This is a genomic window from Mucilaginibacter sp. RCC_168 (assembly GCF_041355315.1).
In the GTDB taxonomy this organism is placed as follows: Bacteria; Bacteroidota; Bacteroidia; order Sphingobacteriales; family Sphingobacteriaceae; genus Mucilaginibacter.
The window spans coordinates 123592-145477 of record NZ_JBFUPN010000019.1; the positions used below are offsets into that span (position 1 = coordinate 123592).

23 protein-coding genes are annotated in these 21886 nt (G+C 44.9%); 12 read left to right on the forward strand and 11 right to left on the reverse strand.

Annotation, left to right across the window (positions count from 1 at the left end; translation table 11 throughout):
- The first annotated feature begins 62 nt into the window (after nt 1-62).
- The 4 genes from AB6735_RS18890 to msrB all read left to right on the forward strand — a co-directional run bounded on the left by AB6735_RS18890 (nt 63) and on the right by msrB (nt 3417).
- A complete protein-coding gene (locus AB6735_RS18890) occupies nt 63-995 on the forward strand; it encodes a helix-turn-helix domain-containing protein (protein WP_370997472.1) in 933 nt (310 codons plus the stop codon).
- A 98-nt stretch (nt 996-1093) separates the two neighbouring features.
- Entirely contained in the window at nt 1094-1858 is a 765-nt protein-coding gene (locus tag AB6735_RS18895; protein WP_370997473.1) for an SDR family NAD(P)-dependent oxidoreductase, read from the forward strand.
- A 307-nt stretch (nt 1859-2165) separates the two neighbouring features.
- Complete coding sequence (gene msrA, locus AB6735_RS18900) at nt 2166-2816, forward strand: peptide-methionine (S)-S-oxide reductase MsrA (protein WP_370997475.1); 651 nt, start codon at nt 2166-2168, stop codon at nt 2814-2816.
- Between the two features lie 79 nt (nt 2817-2895).
- Complete coding sequence (gene msrB, locus AB6735_RS18905; protein ID WP_370997477.1) at nt 2896-3417, forward strand: peptide-methionine (R)-S-oxide reductase MsrB; 522 nt, start codon at nt 2896-2898, stop codon at nt 3415-3417.
- A 430-nt stretch (nt 3418-3847) separates the two neighbouring features.
- On the opposite strand, the gene AB6735_RS18910 is transcribed toward msrB, so the two are convergent.
- Nucleotides 3848-4615: a DeoR/GlpR family DNA-binding transcription regulator gene (locus tag AB6735_RS18910; protein WP_370997480.1), complete on the reverse strand. Its 768-nt coding sequence runs from the start codon at nt 4613-4615 to the stop codon at nt 3848-3850.
- A gap of 78 nt (nt 4616-4693) precedes the next feature.
- Here AB6735_RS18910 and AB6735_RS18915 point away from each other — a divergent pair, with 78 nt between their 5' ends.
- From AB6735_RS18915 to AB6735_RS18925, 3 genes are read left to right on the forward strand one after another with little or no spacing between them, the layout of a single operon-like run.
- Nucleotides 4694-5143, forward strand: coding sequence for a DUF1569 domain-containing protein (locus AB6735_RS18915; RefSeq protein WP_370997482.1), 450 nt, complete (start codon nt 4694-4696; stop codon nt 5141-5143).
- Between the two features lie 11 nt (nt 5144-5154).
- Nucleotides 5155-5712, forward strand: a complete 558-nt coding sequence (locus tag AB6735_RS18920; RefSeq protein WP_370997484.1) for a 5'(3')-deoxyribonucleotidase — start codon at nt 5155-5157, stop codon at nt 5710-5712.
- Nucleotides 5713-5734: 22 nt separating this feature from the next.
- Nucleotides 5735-6319, forward strand: coding sequence for a dihydrofolate reductase family protein (locus tag AB6735_RS18925; protein ID WP_370997486.1), 585 nt, complete (start codon nt 5735-5737; stop codon nt 6317-6319).
- 132 nt (nt 6320-6451) lie between these two features.
- On the opposite strand, the gene AB6735_RS18930 is transcribed toward AB6735_RS18925, so the two are convergent.
- Nucleotides 6452-6748 (reverse strand): Dabb family protein, encoded by a 297-nt coding sequence (locus AB6735_RS18930; protein WP_370997487.1) that lies wholly within the window; start codon nt 6746-6748, stop codon nt 6452-6454.
- Nucleotides 6749-6889: 141 nt separating this feature from the next.
- On the opposite strand from AB6735_RS18930, the gene AB6735_RS18935 reads away from it, so the two are divergent.
- Nucleotides 6890-7792 (forward strand): metallophosphoesterase, encoded by a 903-nt coding sequence (locus tag AB6735_RS18935; protein ID WP_370997489.1) that lies wholly within the window; start codon nt 6890-6892, stop codon nt 7790-7792.
- On the opposite strand, the gene AB6735_RS18940 is transcribed toward AB6735_RS18935, so the two are convergent.
- The gene (locus AB6735_RS18940) at nt 7789-9273 is read right to left on the reverse strand and encodes a PLP-dependent aminotransferase family protein (RefSeq protein ID WP_370997491.1); all 1485 of its coding nucleotides are present in this window, start codon (nt 9271-9273) and stop codon (nt 7789-7791) included. The genes AB6735_RS18935 and AB6735_RS18940 overlap by 4 nt on opposite strands.
- 98 nt (nt 9274-9371) lie before the next feature.
- Here AB6735_RS18940 and AB6735_RS18945 point away from each other — a divergent pair, with 98 nt between their 5' ends.
- From AB6735_RS18945 to AB6735_RS18960, 4 genes are all read left to right on the forward strand, one after another.
- Nucleotides 9372-9938 (forward strand): Crp/Fnr family transcriptional regulator, encoded by a 567-nt coding sequence (locus tag AB6735_RS18945; RefSeq protein ID WP_370997493.1) that lies wholly within the window; start codon nt 9372-9374, stop codon nt 9936-9938.
- A 91-nt stretch (nt 9939-10029) separates the two neighbouring features.
- Nucleotides 10030-10530, forward strand: a complete 501-nt coding sequence (locus tag AB6735_RS18950) for a TQO small subunit DoxD (protein WP_370997494.1) — start codon at nt 10030-10032, stop codon at nt 10528-10530.
- A 19-nt stretch (nt 10531-10549) separates the two neighbouring features.
- Nucleotides 10550-10978, forward strand: a complete 429-nt coding sequence (locus AB6735_RS18955; protein ID WP_370997495.1) for a cupin domain-containing protein — start codon at nt 10550-10552, stop codon at nt 10976-10978.
- Nucleotide 10979: 1 nt separating this feature from the next.
- Complete coding sequence (locus AB6735_RS18960; protein WP_370997497.1) at nt 10980-12002, forward strand: EamA family transporter; 1023 nt, start codon at nt 10980-10982, stop codon at nt 12000-12002.
- A 36-nt stretch (nt 12003-12038) separates the two neighbouring features.
- Here AB6735_RS18960 and AB6735_RS18965 read toward each other — a convergent pair whose 3' ends face one another.
- From AB6735_RS18965 to AB6735_RS19000, 8 genes are all read right to left on the reverse strand, one after another.
- Entirely contained in the window at nt 12039-12458 is a 420-nt protein-coding gene (locus AB6735_RS18965) for a VOC family protein (RefSeq protein WP_370997498.1), read from the reverse strand.
- Between the two features lie 480 nt (nt 12459-12938).
- On the reverse strand, nt 12939-14024 hold the full coding sequence (locus AB6735_RS18970; RefSeq protein WP_370997500.1) for an efflux RND transporter periplasmic adaptor subunit: 1086 nt from the start codon (nt 14022-14024) through the stop codon (nt 12939-12941).
- A 4-nt stretch (nt 14025-14028) separates the two neighbouring features.
- Nucleotides 14029-17289, reverse strand: coding sequence for an efflux RND transporter permease subunit (locus tag AB6735_RS18975; RefSeq protein ID WP_370997502.1), 3261 nt, complete (start codon nt 17287-17289; stop codon nt 14029-14031).
- Nucleotides 17290-17296: 7 nt separating this feature from the next.
- Nucleotides 17297-18688: a TolC family protein gene (locus tag AB6735_RS18980; RefSeq protein ID WP_370997503.1), complete on the reverse strand. Its 1392-nt coding sequence runs from the start codon at nt 18686-18688 to the stop codon at nt 17297-17299.
- Between the two features lie 168 nt (nt 18689-18856).
- Nucleotides 18857-19252 (reverse strand): hypothetical protein, encoded by a 396-nt coding sequence (locus tag AB6735_RS18985; protein ID WP_370997504.1) that lies wholly within the window; start codon nt 19250-19252, stop codon nt 18857-18859.
- Nucleotides 19253-19453: 201 nt separating this feature from the next.
- Entirely contained in the window at nt 19454-21235 is a 1782-nt protein-coding gene (locus tag AB6735_RS18990) for a DUF885 family protein (RefSeq protein WP_370997505.1), read from the reverse strand.
- A gap of 97 nt (nt 21236-21332) precedes the next feature.
- Entirely contained in the window at nt 21333-21587 is a 255-nt protein-coding gene (locus tag AB6735_RS18995) for a Txe/YoeB family addiction module toxin (protein ID WP_370997506.1), read from the reverse strand.
- On the reverse strand, nt 21587-21838 hold the full coding sequence (locus AB6735_RS19000; RefSeq protein WP_370997507.1) for a type II toxin-antitoxin system Phd/YefM family antitoxin: 252 nt from the start codon (nt 21836-21838) through the stop codon (nt 21587-21589). The genes AB6735_RS18995 and AB6735_RS19000 overlap by 1 nt, the downstream gene beginning before the upstream one ends.
- Nucleotides 21839-21886: the final 48 nt, after the last annotated feature.

A 21886-nucleotide genomic window follows, 5' to 3' on the forward strand; every position in this document is an offset into this window, starting at 1 on the left:
CTTTCGGCTAAAGACTTATGACTTAACCGTAGTATATTTGAATTTTATAAATTCTTTGTGCCATGGATGTTACTACGCTGAATGATTTTTACGAACACGCTGCTTCTGTAAGTGGCGAAAGTGTGAACTCGTTATTGCCCGAAGGTATCAACAAAGAGATTGGCCATTTTAATGTGTTTGATGTGGCTGAACTTTTTACCCGTATCAAAAAATCGCCCGGATTGATGCCCTATAACCGCCGGGCTTACTACAAAATAAGCCTGATTAGTGGTCATAGTATGGCTGAGTATGCCGACAAAACCATCGAGATCGAAAAGAATGCCCTGCTTTTCGCCACTCCCAAAATACCCTATAACTGGGTGCCACAGACCGATCAGCAATTAGGTTTCTTTTGCATTTTTACAGCCGATTTCCTGTTGCCCAGTAAAAGCGGTGTAGTACTGGATGAGCTACCGATATTTAAGCCGGGTGGTTACCCTGTGTTTCAGCTGAGTGATCAAGAGGCGGCCGATATTCGTTACATTTTCAGAAAAATGAGTGAAGAGATAGGTTCGAACTATGCTTACAAGTATGATCTGCTGCGCAACTATGTATTGGAGCTGATCCATTACGGGCAAAAGCTGCAGCCGCTCACCACGCTGTATGCGGGGCATAATGCCTCGGCGCGAGTATCATCCCTGTTTATTGAATTGTTGGAACGGCAGTTCCCTATCGATTCGCCGCACCAGAAGATCAGCTTACGCACTGCCAAAGATTATGCCGACAGGCTGTCCGTCCATATTAACCACCTCAATAAGGTGCTCAAAGAAAATACGGGTAAAACCACTACCGAGCATATCAGCAACCGGATTATACAGGAAGCCAAGATCCTGCTGAAACAAACCGCCTGGAACATTTCGGAGATCGCGTATTGCCTGGGTTTTGAGGAAGTGGCACATTTTTCTACCTTTTTTAAAAAGCAAACCAAAATCGCTCCGCTAAAATTTCGTGTTTAAGCGATATTTGAATTTTGCAAAAAATGGATTGATATTCACAAACGGCTGGGCCATCATTTACCTGAACTTTGTTTTATCAAAATCAAGATAAAACAACAATGTCAACAAAGCATAAAATTGCCCTGGTGACCGGCGGCAGCCGCGGTTTAGGGAAAGATATGGCGCTTAAACTTGCTCAAAAAGGCTTGGACGTCATTATAACATACAACAGCAGAAAAGAAGATGCCCTGGCCGTAGTAGCTCAGGTTGAGCAAGCCGGCAGTAAGGCGGCAGCTCTGCAACTCAATGTAGGAGATATAAAAAGCTTCAGTACCTTTTTTGAAGAGCTAACCGGCATGCTGAAAAATACATTTAATACAGACCACTTCGACTTTTTGATCAACAACGGCGGCGTCGGTGGTCACGCGCCTTTTGGTCAGGTTACCGAACAAATGTTTGACGAACTGTTGAACATCCATTTTAAAGGGGTTTACTTTTTAACACAGGGAGCACTCAACCTGCTGAATGATGGCGGCGGCATCGTCAATATATCATCAGGCCTGGCCCGTTTTAGTATGCCAGGCCCTTCGGCTTATGCCTCCATGAAAGGCGCGGTTGAAGTGTTTACCCGGTACCTGGCTGTTGAACTGGGGCCACGCCGCATCAGGGCGAATATTGTTGCCCCGGGCGCCATTGCTACAGATTTTTCGGGCGGCCGGGTTCGGGACGATGCAAACTTAAATCAGATGGTAAGCAATGCAACTGCATTAGGTCGCGTAGGCCAACCAGAAGATATTGGTGGTGTGGTAGCCTTTTTATGTACCGAGGATGCCCGCTGGATAAATGCCCAGCGTATCGAAGTATCAGGTGGTATGCACATCTGATCATTCATCTGAAAAAATACTATACTTTTCAACGGCAAAACCCGCTTTATTTATAAAGCGGGTTTTGCCGTTACAGGGAAATCGTTTATCACAACTTGAATATATCTCGCAAAACCTCGTAATCTTGCTGTAAGGTTTATCCGCTTTGACCGACTAAGCCTCAAAACAGTGATCGGTTGTCTGAAGCAGATTGTCAGCCTATCATCACATTCAGCTAAATAAAATATATTTAATTAACCGGGGGCAAACTTATTACGTTAGTAGTAATAGAACCCGATCAAGTATAAAACGTAAAATCTAAATTTCAATGAAAAAGAATATCGCTCTTTTAATATTGTTCATCGCCAATTGCACTGCCGCCTTTGCACTGGCGGGCAATACGCATATTGACCAACCGCCGACCGGCAGCCCGCACATCGCAAAAGGACTGGATACAGCTACCTTCGCTACAGGCTGTTTCTGGTGTACCGAAGCCAAGTTTCAACAGCTAAAGGGGGTAAAAAAAGTGATCTCGGGTTTTAGCGGCGGCCATGTGGCCCATCCTACCTATGAACAGGTTTGTACCGGCACTACCGGGCATGCCGAAGCTTGTAATATTATTTATGATCCGGCTCAGATCTCTTTTGACGAGCTCCTGGAAGCCTTTTTTGTGGCCCATGATCCTACCCAGCTTAACCGCCAGGGCAATGATGTGGGTACGCAATACCGTTCGGCCATATTTTATCACAATGCTGCTCAAAAACAAAAAGCCGATTACTACATTGGCAAGCTCAACGCAGAGAAAGCTTACAAAAGCAATATCGTAACCCAGGTGGTGCCATATAAGGTATTTTACAAGGCCGAAGATTACCATCAGAACTATTTTAACCAGAATGGCAGTCAGCCTTATTGCAAATATGTGATCCAGCCCGAACTGGAAAAATTCAAAAAGGTATTTAAAGATAAATTGAAGTCATAACAAATTAGTTTGAACGTTTAAATGACCCAAGAGAAAAAAGTCACTAATTCACTAAATCAATAATTCACTAATTATACTGATGAGAGCAATAATTTTAGCAGGCATACTGGTGCTTTTTTTTGGAGCTGCCAATGCCCAGCACCTGAAAAGCGACAAAGGGCACGAAAAGAACCCCTATTACTCCAATACCGATACCAAAAAATTGAACGTGACCGATGCGGAGTGGAAAAAGATATTACCACCTGCCTTATATGCCACTGCAAGGGAGCAGGCCACGGAAGCTCCGTTCACAGGCCAGTATTGGGATAAAAACGCCAAAGGAACCTACTATTGCGCCGTATGTGGTAACGAACTATTCCGGTCTGATGCTAAGTTTGCCAGCAATTGTGGTTGGCCAAGTTTTTACCAGGCCGTAAGGAAAAACAGTGTGATCTACCGGGAGGATAACTCGGTTGGCATGCAGCGTACGGAAGTGCTTTGCGCACGATGTGGCTCGCACCTGGGGCACATATTTGATGATGGCCCGGCCCCAACCTATAAAAGGTATTGCATGAACTCCATCTCACTTGATTTTGCCCCTGATGCATTGAGCGGGAAATAGAGTCGGAATAGAATCAAGAGATAAGAGTCAAGAATCAAGAGCTTCACTCTACCTCTCCAAAGAGTAATAGCCCATGAAGAGGCATAAGGCTAAAATTAGGCACCTATCGACTCACCCCGACGTCGCTGCGCTCGTCACCCCTCTCTCCGCTTCGCGCATAGAGGGGTTTTTTAATTCTTTTTTCTTTACCCTCTTTGCGGCAAAGCCACAGAGAGGGTGGTCCAGCGAAGCGTAGACCGGGTGAGTCGGCTATGCGACTTGTTTTTAGCCTTGTAAGTTTAAACTCTGCCTCTTCATGGGCTATTACTCTCCAATGGTGAGCGCTTTAAAGTCTTTTTAAAGTCTTTCCCTTTGGGGAAGATTATTACATAAGGGCTTCGCCGTTTAGAGGGCTCTTGATTCCTGACTCTTATTTCCTGCTTCTCAAAAGCTACTTAATCAGTATGCCTGCTTCTTTAAACCCGCTCAGGTCTGCGTTGGATGGATCCTTTTCGGTAACAATAACATCAATAGCATTCGCCGCGCAAACATAATAAGGGTCGGATGCGCCTATTTTATCATAAGTGGATAAAGCGATCACATATTTCGATGTTTCGATCATGGCTCTGTCTACCAGGCTTTCCTGGTAAGTAAAGCCGGTGATGCCCAATTTCAGATCGATACTGCAAATGCCCAGCAGGCATACATCAGCCCTAAAATTGCGGATAGCTTCGATAGTTTCATGGCCGGTAGTTGAAAAGGCGTGTTTATTGAGCTCGCCGCCAATAAAAAAAACGGTAACATGAGGATAATCTTCTAAGATAGACACCACCGGAAAACTGTTGGTTATAACGGTTAAGTTGATATCCCTTGGTAAAGCGGCAATAACCGCGGTAGTGGTGGTGCCCCCGTTAAGAATGATAACCTGCCCGGGTTTTATAAATTCTAAAGCTTTTTGAGCTATTACTTTTTTATGATGGGTATCAATATGCTGACGTTCCTTAAAATGCGGATGTACGGGTGAGCCCATAATAGCGCCACCCCGAACGGCTTTCAGCAGGCCTTTGTCTGATAATTCTTTAATATCTCTTCTAACCGTATCTGTAGACACATTGAGCAAGCGGCTCAGATCGTCCAAAACTACTTTATTGTCCTGTGCAATCTGTTCAATTATTTTTTGAAGACGTTCTTCTTTCAGCATAAAAACAAATATAAGCATAAATTACTTATTGCAAATTGTTGCATAAAATTAACATTTATTTGCAATTAATTGAATTATATTGCATAATATTGCAATATGAAAAGCCTGTTTAACCAAACTGACGCGTCGGAAATCCTCGATCGTGTTGAGTATCTACCACAAACTGCAAGGCGGCTTTGGGGTAAAATGGAGGTTGCGCAAATGCTGGCGCATTGTTCGGCTGTGTTGCAAATGGCCAATGGCGAAAAGATTTTACCAAGAACTTTTTTAGGCTGGATCTTCGGTCGGATGGCCAAAAAGGAATATTTCAACGAAAAACCTTTTGCAGAGAATGTTCCATCAGACAAGCATTTGAAAATTACCGATAACAGAAATTTCGTGACAGAAAAACAAAGACTAATAACGTACATCAAGAAATTTCAGGCCGCTGGCGAAAATGGGGCAACCGAACACCCGCATCCCTTTTTCGGGGAATTGACACCAGCTACCTGGGGTATTGGCATGTATAAACACCTTGACCATCATTTACGACAGTTTGGAGCTTAAACAACAATAATATGAAAAAACTAAAAAGAATTGCAGTTGACATGGACGGCGTTTTGGCCGATACTGATGCGCATTATTTAACCTGGTATTATAATGCCTACGGCGTCCGGATCCCTTATGAGCAAATGCTGGGCAAACCAGAAGGAGAAGGTTTCCCGGAAGAAGGCGCTATCCGCAGGTTTATACTATCGCCCGGGTTTTTCCGTACCCTGCCGGTGGTTCCCGGTGCGGTGGAAGCGATAAAGGAATTGATGGAAGATTTTGAAGTTTTTATAGTATCGGCAGCCATGGAATTTCCATTATCACTGCCCGAAAAATACGAATGGCTGCAGGAGCATTTTCCATTTATACCCTGGACCCACATTGTTTTTTGCGGCGATAAAAGTTTGATCAATACCGATTACATGATTGATGATCATCCTAAAAATCTGGATAAATTTAAAGGAACAACCATTATGTTTAACGCTGCTCATAATGCCAATATTGATCATCACCAACGCGTAAGGTCGTGGACAGAAGTATTGGCTTTATTAAAAAAGGAAAAGGATCTGATACCTGAAATTGAATAAGCAAACCAAAACCTATGAAATTATGAGAAAGCTAATTTTAATGGTACAGCTATCTATAGATGGATATATGTCTGAAAAGGATGGCAATACCGATTGGATGGTTTATAACTGGGGCAGTGAATGGACCTGGGATGATGAGCTAAGAAAATATTTTACTAACCTCACTGCATCTACCGATTGCATCCTGCTTAGCCGTAAAATGGCGGTAGAAGGTTACTTTGATTATTGGGCAAGTGTGGCGGCAAATAGCAGCTTGCCGCAATCTGGATTTGCAAAGAATATTGTTGCCGCGCATAAAGTTATTTTTACCAAAACCCTGGAGCGGTCGGTATGGGATAATGCTGAGCTGGCGAAAGGCGATATTAAAAAAGAGGTAAAGAAGCTGAAAAAACAGGAAGGCAAAAATATGATGGTTTATGGCGGGGCCACTTTTGTATCTGCATTGATAGAAGCCGGACTTATTGACGAATACCAGCTATTTATTAATCCAACCGCCTTGGGCAGTGGAACAAGCATATTTAAAAAGCGAACAAACCTGCATTTAGTTAATGAGCGGCCGTTTGCCTGCGGAGTAACCGTATTAAAATATGAGAGGTCCCTGAGTTAAACCATGTAAGCCCTGTTTTAGGGTCAATCCAACCCAGGACTATACATTGTATAAGTAGCTGAATAAATCAAAAAGAGGCTGATCATGATTGATGATACAGCCTTTTTCTTTTTATGGTTTCAGCAGAAAATCCTATTCGGCGTCGTATATCACTACTTTTTCGAAGTAAACGCGGAACTCATCCAAAAAAGCTAAGTGTAATGGATGAGTCTGGTAAACATCGTGCCCGGCCAGATCATCAAAAAATACGGTTAAACTGAAGGTATAGGTGGTATCTACCACTGCACGCTCAATAGGGGCAGGTGTGCCAATATGCAATGTTTTAACGCTTTCAACGCCTTCTAATGTTTCCAGGCTTTTACGAAAGGCAATTTTTTGATCGGCGGTAGTGTCGGCTTTTAGCCAGAATAAAACGTGGTGTACTATCATTGTTTAAATTTTTCCAAAGGTAATTGAATAGGCGTTTCTGCAGAATTGGATCTTATAGTTTTTTGAAACAGATTATTTAACCCAGGCTTAAGCTAAAATCCAAACAGATAAAGCACCTTTGCATCTACAGAATATAGAACTATGCAAAGAAGATCGGCCCTGAAAAATATCGGAGGACTACTTTTGGTCCCTTCCCTAACGTTTGGCAGCAATTCTGCAAAAAAGAAACCTGTTTTAAGAGTGGCTCATTTAACAGATATCCATCTCAAAAATAAATTTGATGCACCGGCCCGGTTTGCAAAATGCCTGCACCACGTACAGCAGCAGAGCCCCAAAGTTGCCCTTATATTAAACGGTGGCGATGTGGTGTTTGACATGAACAAGGAAAACCTTAGCACCATAAACGATCAATGGCAGCTGAGTAAATCGATCATGAAGGCTGACTGTAGTGTACCTGTACGTTATTGCCTGGGTAACCATGACATCTGGTGGAACGAGAACGATAAGGGACAGGCAATTTACGGCAAAAAATATTCTATGGATCAGTTGGGCCTGGTTAAGCCCTATTATAGTTTTATACAAAGCGGATGGAAATTCATTATCCTGGACAGCGTTCACCTGGATATTGACAATACCTGGTATATTGGCAAATTAGGCGACGAGCAATTTAACTGGTTGGAGCAGGAATTGAAAAATACCGATCCCGCTATGCCGGTACTGGTCATGACGCATATCCCTATCCTGACTGCCACTAACCTGATCGAAGATAACACCGTGAACAGATGGACAATGTATGGCGGCGATATGCATACCGATAACGCTAAGATCATTAAGCTATTTTATCAGCACCCCAATGTTAAGCTATGCTTGAGCGGGCACATCCACCTGCGCGAAAAACTGGTGTATAACCATGTTACCTACCTGTGCAATGGCGCGGTTAGTGGTGCCTGGTGGGAAGGTAACAGAAGAGAAACCGCCCCGGGCTATGGCCTTATAGACCTGTATGCCGATGGTAGTTTTACCGAAGATTATATTAATTATTAAAGCAATTTTTTAACCGCTGCTGTTAATATACCGGTAGCGGTTTCTAACTCATTTGGGGTTAAAGCGGCAAATCCTAACCGTACCGACGAAGGGGCATAAGCCGCATCATTAAAATAACCCGTACCATTACCTACAGATAGCCCCATAGCCGAAGCTTTTTCGGACACTTCATGGGCTTTAATGCCATTGAGATAATTTACCCAAACAGCAAAACCACCATCCGGTATCTTATAGCTGATATATCCATTAAGGTTTTCTTTAAGCAGGCGGCACAGTACATCGCGCCGCTCATGATAGGTTTTGTTGGCTTTTTTCAGGTGCCTGTTGATATCACCGTTCTTTAACAGGTTGGCCATAGCTTCTTCTAACAGCAGCTCGCCTTGTCGGTCTATCAGTTTGCGCAGGCGGGCCGCCTGTACAATTAAGTTAGGAGGAGCCACCATAAAGCCGATACGGATACCAGGCGCTATAGTTTTACAAAACGACCCGATATAAATGATGCTGCCATAATAGTCGGCACTGGCCAGCGGTAAAATGGGGCCGCTTGAATAGTGGAAATCATAATCATAATCGTCCTCGATGATCGCGAAGCGGTATTTATGGGCAAGTTCCAGCAGCTGCATACGGCGTTCAGAGCTTAACGTAACCGTGGTTGGGCGGTGATGGTGCGGAATGACGTATACAATTTTTACTTTTTTCTTTTTGCAGAGGGCTTCTACGGCGTTAAGATCTATTCCATGATCGTCAACCGGTACCAGAGCCATTTGTGCACCGGCTTGCTGAAACGTATGGTTTGCTTCCGGATATCCCGGATCGGCAGCAATTACGGTGTCGTTTTTGGAGAGTAATATCTGGGCGGTAAGGTATATAGCCATTTGCGAACCCTTGGTAATAATGATATGCTCGGGGTTAACCTGCAGCCCGCGGGTTTCGCCCAAAAAGCGGGTAAGTTCTGTTCGCAGGTTTTCGGAGCCGTACTCCGACCCATACATCCAGTATTTTGAAGTAAAATGGTAATTGCCAAAGCGCCGGTATTCGCGTACCAACAGCTCGATAGGCGCCAAACGCGTATCCGGAAAACCATCATTGAATACAAGATGGGTACTATTAACGGGCTGAAATAACTGCGGAAAAGGAATCCTGTTATCATCTACCTCAAAATGTGTTTTTGTACTGTAACAGCTTGGTCCGGGAGATTCGGATAATTGCCGGGGTTTAATATCCGGGAGGTTTGTAGCTACAAAAATGCCCCTGCGCGGATAAACTTCAACCCAACTTTGCGCATACAGCTCATCATAGGCAGCCACTACTGTTTGGCGGTGTATAGCCAGTGTTTGTGCCAATGCCCGACTGCCGGGCAATGCCGAGCCTGGTTTTAACTTACCCTGACGTATCTGGGTGATAATACCGTTGGCAATTTGGAGATAAACCGGCGTTTGCGCAGTTTTGTCAATATGTATTAAAATTTCGGCTAAATGCATACTGGACCAGTTGATTGGTGGTTTATGAATGATAAATATAGGCCAATGCTTTTTTAATTGAACACAATAAAAACAAAATTTGTACATTAATCGGTATAATGACGGCAGAACTTAAAGCTTTTTTAAAACAATACGCGGATCTTGATCAGGATAAACTGGATGCTGTTACTCAAAAGTTTAAGCAGCGCAGCCTCAAAAAAAATGATTTCCTACTGGAGGAAGGTCTGATATGCGCCGATCTTGTTTTTGTGCAGGAAGGCTGCCTGAGGTTATATTATTTGCAGGATGAAGTAGAAATATCGGTATGGTTTGCCTTTGAACATTCATCGGCTATTGAGATCTATAGTTTTATTAGCGAAAAGCCCTCCAAATATTTTTTACAGGCTATTGAGGATACCGTAATATGGTATCTGCCCAAAAGCGAGCTGACCAATTTATATAAACAATACCCTGAAATGCAGGAAATGATGCGCAATTTTTGGGAGGATGTGATCCTTAACCTGTTGGAACGCTTTACAGCCCTGCAACGGGATTCGGCCGAACAGCGTTATCTTGATCTGCTGACCAAGCCTGCATTTTTACAAAAGATCCCTCAAAAATATCTCGCCTCGTTCATCGGCGTTACCCCAACCTCCCTGAGTAGAATAAGAAAGAACATCCGCTAATTAAAGTGGACTACCTTTGTTATTCTTAGTGGACTATCTAAATGGTCCACAAGTGGCGTAACTTTAAGTGTTATTTAAAAACACAAAGATTATGCAGCTGATTCAAAACTTCAAACTTCCATCCCTGTACCTGCGCTTAGCCATTGGTTCGGCTTATTTGTGGGAAGTTGCCGATCGTTTGGGTATGTTGGGTGCCAACGGCAAGCCGCATGTAGGTTGGGGCGACTGGCAGCATTTCATCGCCTATGCCCGTCAGGTAATGAGTTTTTTACCCGCATCGGTGATCCCGGCTTTTGGTACCATTGCTACTATAGGCGAAGCCGTTTTTGGCTTCCTGATCCTGATAGGTTTATTTACCCGCCTGGCAGCAATTGGCTCGGGAGTGTTAGGCTTTTGTTTTGCCATAGCTATGGCTATCTCATTTGGTATCGAATCGCCGCTGGGTTATTCGGTGTTTACGCTGAGTGCTGCGAGCATTTTGCTGGCTACATTACCATCCTATGCCTGGAGTATAGATAGCGTGTTATCGCATCAAAAAATTAATAAACAATTGAGTATTTACCAGGATAAAAACGGCGTGAAAACCGTTTGATCCTATCAATTTTATAAAAATGAAAGCATTATTTATTGTCATACTGGCTCTGTTACCACCATGTTTCGGCAAGTTAAATGCACCTAAACATGCACATCAAAAAATGCAGGGCAACATTACCGAAACCTACCTGATTAAAACATTGCTTAACCAGCCCGGCATCAGCAATAAGGAAGTGCAGATGCTGGTAGTTACCTTTCCGCCGGCAAGTGTATCTGCCGCGCACAGACATCCTTGTCCAACCTTTGGCTATTTGCTGGAAGGTGAGCTGGAATCAACCTTTGAGGGCAAAACCTATCATTACAAACCCGGCGATTCATTTTATGAAAAACCCAATGGACTACATGCGGTAACCCGCAACAGCAGCAAGAGCAAACCGGCCAAACTGCTGGTGTTTTTTATCGCCGAAAAGAATAAACCTACTACTGTACCTGTAAAAACTAAATAACATGAAAACTGCAACATCAAATAAACCATCAACCCTTTTAGTGGTAATAGCCTTTGCCATTGTTTACGTGGTATGGGGTTCCACCTACTTTTTTATACAAATGGCGGTACACGGTTTTCCACCCATGCTGATGGGGGCCGTACGCTTCTTTACAGCCGGGGTATTATTATTAGCCTGGTGCCGGTTGAAAGGCGACAAGCTTTGGATTAAAAGAGACATCATCACCTCGGCCATCAGCGGTTTGCTGATGCTTTTTGTGGGTACCGGTATCGTGTTCTGGGCTGAACGTACTCTGCCAAGCGCTATGGTTGCCATCCTGGTATCAGCCAACCCCATCTGGTTTGTGATCCTGGACAAGGTAAACTGGAAGGTGAATTTCAAAAGCCGTACCACTATAGCCGGGCTTGTGCTGGGCTTTGCCGGAGTAATCCTGCTATTTGGCGAAGCCATCAGCAAGTCGCTGTCCGGCGCGATAAGCAAGGAACAATTAACCGGACTGATCCTGTTACTGGCCGGCCCGATCGCCTGGTCAGCAGGCTCGCTTGTTTCCAAAAAACGGGGTAGTGATGCTTCGGCGAGGGTAAACACTTCATGGCAAATGATCATATCGGGCCTGGCATTTATACCTGCAAGTTTGTTTAACCATGAGTTTAGTGCCTTTCATTTGGCCAGTGTGCCATTACAATCATGGCTGGCTATAGTGTACCTGATCTTCTTTGGTTCTATTGCCGCATTCAGCGCTTACGTATGGTTGTTAAAAGTTCGCCCGGCAACAGAAGTAAGTACACATTCCTATGTAAACCCGGTTATAGCGGTATTATTAGGCACCTTGTTTGCCCACGAAAACATTTCAGGTTTGCAAATATTTGGCCTGATAGTGATACTGATCAGCGTGTTGCTGGTGAACATGGCTAAATATGGCAAGATCACCTTTATGAATTCCTGGTTCCGATCAGGTACACGTGATCAACAATTAGCTGAGCATTTGAGCTCCGGCCAGCGTACTAAAGTTTGTCTTGACTAATTTTGTTTGATGCTTTGCTTTGAGGGCATGTACAACTTAGTACATGCTCTCATAACTAATGAGCCATTGATTGCCGAACCTATCAGTAAGGTCACCAAATATAGAGCCCCAGAAAGTGTTCTCCAGGGGATGGGTAGCCTCGCCGCCGTCGGATAGCCTGTTGTAATACTCCCTCGCTTCTTCTTCGCTGTTACAATTTAACAATAAGGATACCGAATTACCTTTGATCAACCCATTTTCGGGTACCATATCTGATGCGGCAAGTATCAACGCGTCATTAACCAACAGGGCATGTACAATACAGTTTTCCATGCAGGGTGGCATAGGCTCATTGTGTGGCAAGGGTAATTCACCCAAGGTTTGAAAAGTAAGCTCACCGCCCAGGCATTCTTTATAAAAGGTCATTGCCTCCAGACAATTACCATTAAAAGTGAGGTATGAATTGATATTTGCCATGCCGATATGCCTTTAATTTGTACAGATTATTTGACTATACAAAAATGCGTGTTGCAACGCAATTTAATGAGGGCCTAATACGACAATTGAGCGGGGAGATAACGACAAAGTGAGGAGAGAATCAAGAGGTAAGAGAGCCTCCTCTAAATCAAACGCGTGCTATCGACTCACCCCGACGTCGCTGCGCTCGTCACCCCTCTCTCCGCTTCGCGCATAGAGGGGATTTTTAATTCTTTTTTTCTTTACCCTCTTTGCGGCAAAGCCGCAGAGAGGGTGGTCCAGCGAAGCGTAGATCGGGTCGGCTATGCGATTTGTTTTTAACCTTGTAAGTTTAAACTCCGCCTTTTTTGGGCTATTACTCTCCAAAGGAGAGGGCTTTAAAGTGCTTTTTCTGAAGTCTCTCCTTTTTCTGAGATTATTACATGAAGGCTTCGCCGTTTAGAGGGGGCTCTCTTAATTCTTGACTCTTATCTCCTGACTCTAATTAATAACAGCTCCCTGTTTCAGCTCATCGCCCGGATGGTTAATGACCTGGTCGCCGGCTTTTAGATTGCCAAATACTTCGGTGGAATCATTCCGGGCTAAACCTTCTTTGATATCAACCAATACGGCTTTGCCCTGTTTAACGGTAACCACGTATTCGCGCTCTGTGGACCGTACGATGGCATTGTTAGGAACCAGTAATGATTTGGCGCCCGAAAGCATAGGGATCCTTACTTCGGCATACATACCCGGCTTTAGTTGTCCGTTTTTATTTTGCACATCAATCTCAATCGCTTCTGAACGCATACTACCCAATGAATTGGCCGAACGACTTATTTTGGCGGTTTGCTCGCTACCGGGCATGGCATTAAATACAAAGGTAACGGGCTGCTGCAGATCGACCTTATCTACATAATCTTCCGGAATAAATACCTCCAGACGCATTTTGCTGATATCCTGCAGAATCAGCATCGGCTGATCGGTGCCTTTTCCCGGCGATACCAATGCTCCAGGCGATACGTTACGTTGTACGATCATGCCATCAAATGGTGCGCGGATATTCAGATAATCTTGTATGGTGCGTACCGAAGCCACGTTGGATTGCTCTGACCGGGCCATGGCGTCATCGGCTTTCATTTTGGCTGAGGCATTATCCAGATCGAGCGGGGATACTGAGCCGGGTTCTTTGGCAGCCTCTTTCAATCGCTGATATTTTTCTTTACTGGCGATGGCGTTTTCCTGGGCCTGCAAAAAGCGCGAATTGGCCGCTTGTAATTGCGATTCCATTTCCGGAGCCTCCAGCGTCATCAACAACTGTCCTTTTTTGACGATGGTACCCCGGTCAACATATAGTTGTTTTACAAAGCCGTTCACTTTCGGAAAAATGTTTACCTCGTTAAAAGGCTTTAACTGTCCAGGTAAGCGGGCTGTGCTCGAGAGTGCTTTTTCGGTTATAATACCTATTTCATAAGCCGATTTTTTGCTGGTAGCGGCGGCGGCCATATTTACCGGCGTTTGGTTACTGGAGCAGGCTGCCAGCACACTGGCGGCAGCTGTTAATAATATGATTGATTTAAATTTCATGATCTTATACTGTTAAGGTTTCTATCTCTGTTATTTCGGCTGCGTGTTCGGCAGGTTCATCGGGCATTAATGATGGCGAATCGTAGGTGGTTTTGTTTTGTACCCAGGCAAATACCTGCGGTAAAATAAACAGGGCGGCCAGCGTTGAGGCAAACAAACCGCCTATTACTGCCCTACCCAATGGTGCCGACTGCTCGCCAGCCTCACCCATGCCTGAAGCCATGGGAATCATACCCGCAATCATAGCTAAGCTGGTCATCAGGATGGGGCGCAAACGGATGGATGCGCTGGTGATGGCCGCTTTGGTAGCATCGCGATAATCTAACCGCAGCTTTTCGGCATTGGTCACGATCAGGATGGCGTTGGCCACGGATACTCCGGTCGACATGATCATACCCATGTATGACTGCAGGTTAAGCGTTGAGCCCGTAGCCAGCAGCATCAATAAGGAGCCCAATATTACCGCGGGTACGGTGGATAATACTGTTAAGGATACCTTGAACGACTGATAATTGGCCGCCAATAACAGGAATATCACCAGGATAGCCAAGCCTAAGCCATTTTGCAAACTGCTCAGTGTTTCGGTAAGCAGATTGGCCATGCCGTTTTGGGATGCCACCAGGCCTTTAGGTGCTGTACCCAGGGAGTTGATAGCCTTTTGCACATCGTTAGTAGCGGTACCCAAATCCTTTTTATAAATATTGGCGCTGATGGTGACAAAGCGGCGTGGCCCGGCGCGGTCATACTCACCTGGCACGTAGCTGGTAGTAAAAGTGGCGATATCGCTCAACACCGGGCTGCTTTGGCCTTTTACCAGCGGTATTTCTTTGAGCTGGTCCATGGTGTTCATCACATACTCCGGAATTTGTACCTGTACCTGGTAAGTGTAGGCCCCTTTTTCATCCAGCCAAAGGTTTTTATCGGTAAAGCGACTTGAAGACGTACTGGCCGTAACCGAGCGGGCAATATCCTTGATATTGAGTCCAAGCTGCGCGGCCTTCAGCCTGTCGAGCGTAATCCTGATCACCGGAAATTTCAAGGGTTGGGCAATCTGCACATCGCGCAGGTAACTGATGCCTTTGAGCTTATCTACCACTTTATTAGCATAGCCCTCAATCTGGGCCATATCCTTACCGGCCACCTGTACCTCAATGGGTGATGACGCACCCTGGCTCATGATCTTCTCGGTCATGTCAATGGGTTCAAAGCTTATCCGGAGCTCCGGCAGTTTATAATGGATGTTTTTGCGCAGGGCATCTTTCAGCTCATCCATGTTCACCTTATATTTTTCGTCAAGGTTTACCTGTAATACGGCTTCCTGGGTACCGGTGTTAAACACATACAGGTTACTGGTTCCATAAGCGGTAGGCACCAGGCCGATGTAGCCCGATGTAATCTCCACGTGGTTATTCACCGTTTGGTTAATGATCTGCAACACCTGTTTAAAGGCATCCTCGGTACGCTCTAACCGGGTACCATCAGGTTCTTTGATACGGATCTGGAACTGGCCATTATTGATCTTCGGCATCATGTCCTTACCAATAAACACAAAGCAAAAACCAGCCAGGATGATCACACTAAAAAGATACACCAATACAATACCTTTTTTATGGGGCATGCTTCTGTTAAGCACCCGGATAAGCCATAGTTTGATGTGCTCAAACAGATCGTTCTTTTCAGGGTGATGCTGTTCATTATTCAGGTGTTTTTGCACCTGTTTTTCTTCCTGTTCATTCAGCGCTTCGCCCGCGTGAGCATGGATATCTTCATGATGATAATGCTGATAACGTTCGGCTTTAATAAGCCAGTTACTCAGGATGGGTACCACGGTTTGCGCCAGGATGTATGACACGATCATGGTTAGCCCGATGGATAAGGAAAGCGGTAAAAACATGGCCTTAGGCACGCCGCTCATCATAAACGATGGCGCAAATACAGCCAGAATACAAAGCAATATCAGCAAAAGCGGGAACGAGATCTCTTCGCAGGCATCATAAATGGCCAGGCGTTTGGATTTGCCCATTTCCAGGTGCTGGTGGATATTTTCGATGGTTACAGTGGCCTGATCGACGAGAATCCCTATGGCTAATGCCAGCCCGCTCAGTGTCATGATATTGATGGTTTGCCCGAACATGCTCAGCAGCAATACCCCTATCAGGATAGATACCGGGATGGTGATCACCACGATGAGACTGCTACGCCAGTCGCGCAGAAACAAGAGTACCATTAAACCGGTCAACAGGGCGCCCAATCCGCCTTCGGTCATTAAACTTTTCACGGCGTTTACCACAAAAACCGACTGGTCAAACTCGTAACTCAGTTTAACATCATCGGGCAGCAGGTTCTGCATTTCGGGTAGTTTGCTTTTGAGGTTTTGCACCACGGCCCAGGTAGAGGCATCGGCGGTTTTAACTACGGGAATGTATACCGAGCGTTTGCCGTTGATGAGCGCATAATCTACCGTGATATCGGCAGCATCGGCCACGCGGGCTACGTCCTTTACAAAAATGGGTACGCCATTCTGGGTTTTTACGGGGATATCGCCAAAGTTATCCGGGTTTTTAATGAGCGTGTTCATGGTGGTCAGGAACATGGTATTATCCAGCCGGAGGTTACCCGAGGGCGATGTTACATTGAACTTAGCCAGCGCGTCGACCACCTCATCGGGTGTTAAATTGTAACTGCGCAGTTTATCCGGATCAAGATTTATCGTGATGGAACGCGCGTTGGCCCCAAACGGAGGCGATGGCGACAAACCCGGAACGGTAGCAAACATGGGGCGGATCTTGGTGGCCGCCATATCATAAATATCTTTTAAACTACGTGTAGGACTCGAGAACACCAGTTGGCCAACGGGCAGCGATGAGGCATCAAACCTAACTACCTGCGGCGGTAATGCACCGGGAGGAAAAAAGCTGGATGCCCGGTTTACCTGCAGCGCTACCTGCGCCGAAGCTTCGGCCATGTTGGTGCTTTCATAAAACGACAATTTAATGAGGGTTAGGCCCTGTATGTTTTTACTGGTGATGCTTTTGATACCATTGATGTACAGGAACTGATCCTGAAACTTAGTAGAGAAAAAGCCTTCCATTTGCTGCGGCGACATACCGCCGTAGGCTTCGATTACATATATGGTGGGCAAGTTGAGCTGCGGGAATATATCTATCGGTATTTTTACTGCGCTGAGCACTGAAAATATCAGCAGGCTCATGGTGATCACTATTGTAGTGATGGGCCTTTTGAGCGCGGAGGTGACCATTGACATAGCTAAATTATTTTAAAAGGTTTAAAACGGTATTGACCTGGTTTTCGGTAACGGCTTTCTGGAACAGCGCACCGGAGTAGGCGAACTTGGCCTGTGCCAGGTCTGTTTCGGCACGGTAAAGAATATTGAGCGCGGCGTTGAGCTCAATAATATCGGTTAAGCCGCTTTTATATAGCGACAGTTTCTGTCGATAACCATCGTTGGCCGCCTTTAACTGGCGCGGAATTTCCTGCAGGCGCTGCCTGGCTGTTTCCAGCTCTACATCGGCCTGGTTGGCGCTAATGGATAGCCGTTGTTTTTGCTCAGACAGCTTTTGCAAACTGTACTCTGTAGTAGCTTTTTGGGTACGCAGCTTGAGCTGGCGCCGGCGGATGTCAAACAAATTATAGGATACACCAATACCCACCAGGTAATTGCTGCGATCGACACCTAAGCCGCTCGACAGGCTGTTGAAATGGTCGTTAGCGTCGATGCTCGATCCCCGCCCCCAGGCTGCGGCTTCCAGCATGATCTTGGGGTTATAGCTTTTTTTCACCATAGTCTCGCGCTGTAAACTGTTTTGATATACCGATTTGTAATAGTTGATCAGGGGGTGATTAACCGTATCGGGATTTAAGGATTGTACCACTGCTAATTGGCCTATCAGTGTCATCTCGGCGGTAGTATCAGGGATGATGGACTGATACGGCAAACCACTAACGGACGACAGTTGTAATTGTACCTGCTTTTGCTGGTTCACCAGCTCGATATAATTTAGTCTGGCTTTTGACAGCTCAGCTTCCGAAATACTGGTATCCACCCCTGCCCGTACGCCACTTTTAGCCAATGATTGTATGGAACGAAGAATCTCGGTATTGCGCTGTATATTGAGCGACTGTATAGCCAGCAGATCATGCAGGCGCAGCAGTTGCAAATAATTGCTGATGGTATAGGCCCGTAACTGGTAGCGGGAACTTGCAAATTGATTTTGCTCTACCTGGATATCAGAATTGGCTACTTTGTTTTGGGCGCCATAGGAGCCAAAATTGTAGATCTCCCAGTCGAGCGCGGCTACGCCCACGGTTGCCGATACGGCAGAGTTATTACTTTCTGCGCGTACTTTGGAATCGGCCGGGATAATGCCAAACCCAAAATACGGGCCGGCCACGTTATTGTTGGTACCTATATCGGCCTGGTAGTTAAGCCGCAGGTTGGGCAGCCAGTTGCTATGTGTTTCGGCAGCCTGTGTACGACGGATCTTAATAGCCGCGGAGTCGGTGAGCAGTGTAGGTGCATTTTGATCAACCCGGTTGAGCAGCGTTTTTAAGCTGACCGCCGGATCATTGTTTTGCTGTGCATAGGTATTTACCGCTATGAGCAGGCCCGCAGCAATCAATACGGTTATTTTTAAACTTTGCATGAGTTTCTAAATGAACTTATACCGGCGGCTGTTTAATTTCAGCAGATAAGGACGCATTAAAGCATAACCCTAAAGGCAAAGTATACAGTAAATACCGGTAAATGATAGATAAACTAATTTGAATACGTGATAGAGCATAAGCCCCAGGCCTGAGCAGGCCGCATCAACTCAAATTTTAAAAGTGCAGAAGGACAAGTAGGAGTATTGTGAATCGGTAACTGACCAATTAATGGTAAGCAAACGCTGTGGATTGAGTTTCCAGAGGCGTTGTGCAAACAACAACAGGATAAAGCTGCCAACAACCATATTTAACAGATCAATAGCCGATTTTTTATCATTCATGATAAACTTATCGGTACGCTGGAAAAAATTGGTATGGGAAAGACTGGCCACTGTGGTTTCGGTCTTCCTTTTAAAGATAGAATTGTGGCTTACAGCTGCCTCAGCCACCGGCCCGGTTAAACGGGGTAAAAAAAAGATGTGCGATACAGCAATAAAAATATAGCAGGCAGCTATAAATAGCACTTGCAGTTTTTTAAAGATATCTGTACGGCTTTGTTTCACGCAGGTAACCATTTATACAACAAAGGTCAAAAAAATCAAATTGTATTTATGCAAAAATATTGTTGCAATATGAAGTATAGATGAACGTAATGCAAAATAGTTGCGATAGGCAGATATAAAAGTTGCCCGTGGGGACACGGGCAACGGCGTGAATATGAAAGTTGCCCGTGAGGACATGGGCAACGGGAAATAGTTTGTGTATTATTGTTTGGCAGCCCAGGCGTCCATTTTGGCTTCAAATACAGCAAGCGGCATGGCGCCGTCTTTCAGTACCTGGTTATGGAATTCGGCCAGGTTAAATTTGCTGCCCATCTGTTTTTCGTATTTATTACGAAGCTCGCGTATTTTAAGCGCCCCTATTTTATAACCCAATGCCTGACCCGGAATGGCCATATAGCGTTCAATTTCGGCGGTAGCGCCTTGTTCGCTGATAGCTTCATTATCCATCATGTATTTGATGGCTTGCTCACGGCTCATGTTTTTGGTATGTATGGCCACATCAACCACTAAGCGGATGGCGCGGTGTATCTCATCGCCAAGGGCGCCCATATATTGATAAGGATCGGTATACAGCCCCAACTCCTTACCTAAGGATTCGCAGTATAGTGCCCATCCTTCTACATAAGCATTTTCGCCGCCATCAAACCTGCGGAATTTGGGTAGTGAGGTGTTTTCTTGCGTTAAGGAGATCTGGTAATGATGACCCGGAATAGCCTCATGCAGAAATAAGGATTCCATACCCGAAGTAATGTTAAATTTGGTAGCATCCAATATCGGCACATAAAATATACCTGGTCTGCTGCCGTCTGCCGAACCCTGGTTGTATTCGGCGCTGGCCGATGCTGCCCGGAAAGCCTCCGTTTGCCTGATCTCGAAAGGCGTTTTAGGCACATGGTTAAACATTTTTTTTAGGTTGGGCTCCATCCGCTTGTGGATGTTTTCAAACGCGGCCAAAACCTCTTTTGGGGTTTTGTAAGGGGTAAACTTAGGGTCGGTTTTCATGTATTCAAAAAACGCTTGCAAGTCGCCTTTAAAACCCACGCTGGTTTTGATGCTATCCATAATACCGCGGATCCGGCTTACCTCTTTCAGGCCGGTCTGGTAAATTTCTTCTGGTGTTTTATCGGTAGTGGTTTGTTGTTTTACCAGGTAAGCATATTTGGCCGTACCATCCGGCAATGCCGAAAAGCCCGATGTTGCACGGGCATGCGGCAGATATTCCGTTTTTAAATAATCGGCCAGTTTTTTATAAGTAGGCGAAATAACGGTGGTGATGGCTTTTTTATAAGCTTCGGTGAGTTGTTTTTTATCCGCGTCTGAAAAATTTTTAGGCAGATTAGTGATCGGCCCATAAAATAGGCTTTTTGTAGGGTCGGCAACTACCAGATCCTGTAGTTCAGGGATAGCTTTTACCACCAGCGCCCGGGGTAAAACCACACCCGCTTTAATGCCCTTGTTAAAATTGCCGATAGCGGTATCAGCCCATACGGAAAACGCAGATACACGTTTTAGCCAATCATTATAATCCTTAACTGTCTTAAAGGGTTGTGCACCGGAGCCCGAACCCAGTTGACCCATGGTAAGCGGCAGGGCATAAAACTGGTTAAAGGGCATGTATTCAAAATGCTGCTTAAAGCCATCAAGGGCAAGCTGCGCCTCATAGGTAAAAATATCGTACGAAAGCCGATCGGCTTCACTCAGGTCTTCGCGGTTAAAGTGTTTTACCTGGGCCAGGTAATTGGTATAAAAGGCCTGCGCTTTGGCCAAAAACGCTGCGGAACCATCATTAGGCAACTGATCATTATAGCGGTTATCGCCAATATAGGTGGCATTAAGCGGATACAGCTTTAATGATTCTTCAAAGTAATTATCAAATACTTTGGCCAGCTCCGGATTGTCGGTTTTGGATAAGCTGGTTGTTTTAGATTGGTTGCAGGCAGCTAATAGAGCTACGGCGAAAATGTATAGAATGGTTTTTTTCATTTCAGTTAGTAGTTAATGAGTAAAGCTAACAAAATGAAAATAAAGGAGACTGTGCGCGAATCACCTTTTGTAGAAAGACTTATTTGAACTACGTTGTTTAATAATGATAACGGCACTGAAGTATAAAAATAGATTCATACTCTACCTTATACACCAGGCGGTGTTCCAAATTAATTCTGCGGGACCACCAACCAGACAAATTATGTTTTAGTGGCTCTGGTTTTCCACTGCCATCATAAGGAATACGTTCTATTTCTTTAATTAAGGTATTGATTTTTTTTAAAATAGATTTATCTGTGCTTTGCCAATATAAATAATCATCCCATGCGGGGCTCAGAAAAACGATCTTCACTAATCAATAAGCTTTTTTTCCTGACCTAAACCCTTTTCATATTCTTCAATGCCTTTTAGAAGCCGTGTAGCATTGTTGGGACTTTTGAGCAGATAAAAAGTTTCTTCCATGCTTTCATAATCGGCTTTTGAAATTACAACTACATCATCGCCGGTGGTACTGGTTACCAACAATGGTCTATGATCATTACGTACCTTATCCAAAAAGGATTTTAGCTGCTGTCTGAAGGCAGTATATGTGGTAATTTCCATTTGTATCTTTATATCAATGTATCTTGATATAAAGATATAAAAACAAAA